Consider the following 3,743-nt stretch of genomic DNA (forward strand, 5'->3'; position numbering starts at 1 on the left):
TTCGGTCACCACTTCCGTTTCGACGACGCGATCGACGTTGCGGTCGGTGAACAGGTTCACACTACTACCGGCCTGCTCAAAGAACGCAAAGAACAGCATTTGGAAGAAGATCAGCACCAGCGCGACGATCATCCGCTGCCGTGGTATTTGGTCTAATTTGAAGGTTTGGATGATCAGATAGCCAAAGGCAATAATCCCGATCACGGTCAAGACGAGCCCTGCAGGCTTGCTGACTTCCTTTAAAAAGACGGCCGCGATGCTACGAACCGCCTTTGATGTCGCCGACGCGTCTGGTGGGATATCACCGGTAACACTGTTGATCGTCTCGTCCGGGATCAGCTGGACCGATTTACCATCGTCGGTCAGAGGCGAAAATCCGCTCACCAGCAGTGTCAACACGGGAATCGCGATGAGTGTCCCGAGGTAGACCATCCAATCGTGACGGCCATCCATCCCGTCAGGGCGCCGGCCTTTCTCGGCACTCAAACCGCCTCGCGAGAGAGCGACACAAGCGATCGCTCCTGCCGCAACCAACGCGGCAGCGACAAAGATATTTACGGCGGTGGTCCACGGATTGTCGGGGTGGAACACCAGCATGCCGATTGCGCTGACCGCCGCGCCCAGCCCGATCAAGGCTTGCGTTACCAGCGTAGGCATCACGAAGACGGCCAATCCGATCAACATCCCAATCGTGGCCAGTCCAAACCCGTAGTGCCATCCATAGGTCTCGCCGACGTAGCCACACAACAACGGGCTCATCGCGGCCCCGAGATTGATGCCCATATAAAAGATCGTGAACCCGCCGTCACGTTTACCGCTGCCCTTGGGGTACAGCGATCCAACGATCGTCGAGATATTAGGTTTGAAGAAACCGTTGCCGACGATCAGCAGCGACAGCGCGACAAAAAATGGCCACTGCGCTTCGTAAGTCATCAACAAGTGGCCGGCAGCCATCAACACGCCACCCAGGATCACGGCACGTCGTTGCCCCAACACACGGTCGGCCAACAAACCGCCGAAAAACGGCGTCATATAGACCAACGCCGTATAGGCACCATAGACCGTATAGGCTTGTTCGTCCCCGTACTTCAGGAACCCTTTGATCATGTACAAGACCAACAAAGCCCGCATGCCGTAGTAGGAGAACCGCTCCCACATCTCGGCAAAGAACAACGTGTACAACCCGGTGGGATGCCCGAATAAAGTGGATTGGCCTTCGTGCAGGTCGGCGCCCGGACGCGGGGGTGTTACAGAATCGTCAACGCTCATCGTGAATTCAAATTCGGGAAATGCAGGTTCGAGGACAGGTAAGTTGCCGAAGCAAATGAATGAAGCAGGGGAGTCGTTGTGTTCAGCCTTTGGCCACTTCGGGGGCACCCACTAACGAGGTGCTTTTGCCGTCGTGGTAATACACTCGGTTGCGGCCAATGTTTTTAGCAGCGTACAGTGCCTCATCGGCACGTCGCACCACGGGGCTCGCAACCAAATCATCGCGGGGTTCGCTGACGCCGACGCTGATCGTGACCGACAAGGGCTTGGTCCCCAAATCGATCTGGTGTGACGCCATTGTTTTGCGAACCTTGTTCATTTTGTCGGCGGCGATTTGCAGCGGACCGTTCATCACGATTGCGAACTCTTCGCCGCCAAAACGGGCAACCATGATCGCGTCATCCAGTTCCAATCGCAGCAGTTTGGCGACCTGTTGAAGCACCTGATCGCCGACTTGGTGCCCGTGGGTATCGTTAAAGCTTTTGAAGTGATCGATATCCACCAACGCCAATGCGAAAGAGCGACCGCCTTTACGAAACGTTGCGAAGGTTTCGTCAAGCTTTTGGTCAAACGCGCGTCGGTTGTGCAGACCGGTCAACGCGTCGGTACGAGCTTCGGTGAGATAGCTCTCGATCTGTTTGGTTTGTTTATCGAGCTGGCGTTCGGCCGATTCAAGCCGATCTTGCAATTGCTCGTTGCTATCCATGATCTGCTTGAGCAGCGCGATCACTTTGGGCGCCGATTGAGTGGACTGGGCATCCACCCGGACCTCGTTACTCAATTCGCCCAGCCGAGATTGATACTGCGAAACATTGCCAGAGTATTCGTTTGTCCAGGCCCCGAGTTCTTGCAGCATCTGCAGGACGCGTTCGCGTTCGTCTTGTGACATCGCCATCCCCGCCGTTTCGCTATGTTTGCGTCCGAACCGGTATCCTAGCATTAACCCCACGGCCAGCAGCACGAGGCCTGAGATGATACCCACCATCATTGGGAGGAGGTTTCCCTGCAATAGTTCTTCGTTGATGACCGTTTGCCCAATAATAATTAACGAGGAAGTCCACAACTGCGAACGCGGCAGGTAAGCCTCGGGGTTACCCAGAGGCAGTCTGTTTCCCAAAACCGATCGGCATTACCGATATCACGTTCCGACGCGCCGGTTACTTGCATACCGGATACTTGCATACGAGATACCTGCATACCGGATTCTAGCGCAGCGGTTAATCACGCACCGAATCGACGGCTAACCGTGCACCGAGCGCCCTGGGCCAGCCAACGGTGCACAGGGAAATCAGTACACAGACGACTGACGCACTGGCAGTGACGCAATGGCTAGAAATGCAAGGGATTAGTGGTGCACGGGGTCACCAGCGGGGTGCGAAGCCAGCTGTTCTCCACGGGCGATCACGACCAATCCGCTATCGGTAACGGTAAAACCGCGTGCTTCATCGGCCGCACGATCATACCCGATTTCCGTTTCGGCTGGGATACGAACTCCTTTATCGACGATAACGCGGCGTAAACGACAGCGGCGCCCGACTTCGACCCCTTCGAACAAGATACTGTCTTCGACGTGAGCATAACTGTTGACCCGGGTATTCGGCCCCACAATGCTGCGTGCCACACTGCCGCCGCTAATGATCGCTCCTTGGCAAACCAGCGAGTCGAGTGCTTCGCCGCGGCGAGAGGAGTGGCCTTCACTTCCAAAGACAAACTTCGGTGGCGGCAGCATCGGTTGGAACGAGCGAATCGGCCAATGTTGGTCGTACAGATTCAATTGGGGATCGACCCCCACCAGGTCCATATTTGCTTCGTAGTAGGCGTCAATGGTACCGACGTCCCGCCAATAGGCATCACGTTTTCGGTTTTCGTCCAAGAACGGAAAGGCATAGACGCGATGATGTTCGATAGCCGCGGGAATGATGTTCTTGCCGAAGTCGTGATCGCTATCGGTCCGAGTCGCATCATCGCAGAGCTGTTCAAACAAGAATCGAGCGTTGAAGACATAGATACCCATCGATGCCAGACAGACATCGGGATCGTCGGGGGTTGCCATCGGATCGGCGGGCTTTTCTTGGAATCCGGTCAACCGGTTATCCAAGTCGACTTGCATCACCCCAAATTGTCTCGCTTCGTCGCGACTGACCCGCAATGCCCCGATCGTGATATCGGCTCCCATTTTGCGATGGAAATCGACCATCGGTTTGTAGTTCATCTTGTAGATGTGGTCGCCCGCCAAGATCACGACGTCTTTGGGCTGTTCGCTCTCGATCGCGTAGATGTTTTGATAAACGGCATCGGCGGTGCCTTGATACCAATTGTTGTCGATACGCTGCTGTGGCGGAACGACGTCGATAAATTCGCCAAGCTCGCGGCAAAAGTATTGCGCCAGGACAGATTGATGTGACGATCGAGCGATTGGGGCCTTGTACTGCGTCAACAACAGCATGCGTCGCATCCCGCTGTTCAGTGCATTA

The 3,743-nt window shown here is 55.5% G+C and carries 3 protein-coding genes; all 3 read right to left on the reverse strand.

The window, feature by feature from the left end; translation table 11 throughout:
- On the reverse strand, positions 1-1,269 hold a 1,269-nt coding region (locus RMSM_RS41990), incomplete at its 3' end, for a peptide MFS transporter (protein ID WP_008694890.1).
- An 82-nt stretch (positions 1,270-1,351) separates the two neighbouring features.
- Entirely contained in the window at positions 1,352-2,257 is a 906-nt protein-coding gene (locus tag RMSM_RS09790) for a GGDEF domain-containing protein (RefSeq protein WP_008694891.1), read from the reverse strand.
- Positions 2,258-2,614: 357 nt separating this feature from the next.
- A partial coding sequence (locus RMSM_RS09795; RefSeq protein ID WP_144057527.1) for a glucose-1-phosphate adenylyltransferase occupies positions 2,615-3,743 on the reverse strand: 1,129 nt, incomplete at its 5' end.

The sequence above is a fragment of the Rhodopirellula maiorica SM1 genome (assembly GCF_000346295.1).
GTDB classification, from domain to species: domain Bacteria; phylum Planctomycetota; class Planctomycetia; order Pirellulales; family Pirellulaceae; genus Novipirellula; species Novipirellula maiorica.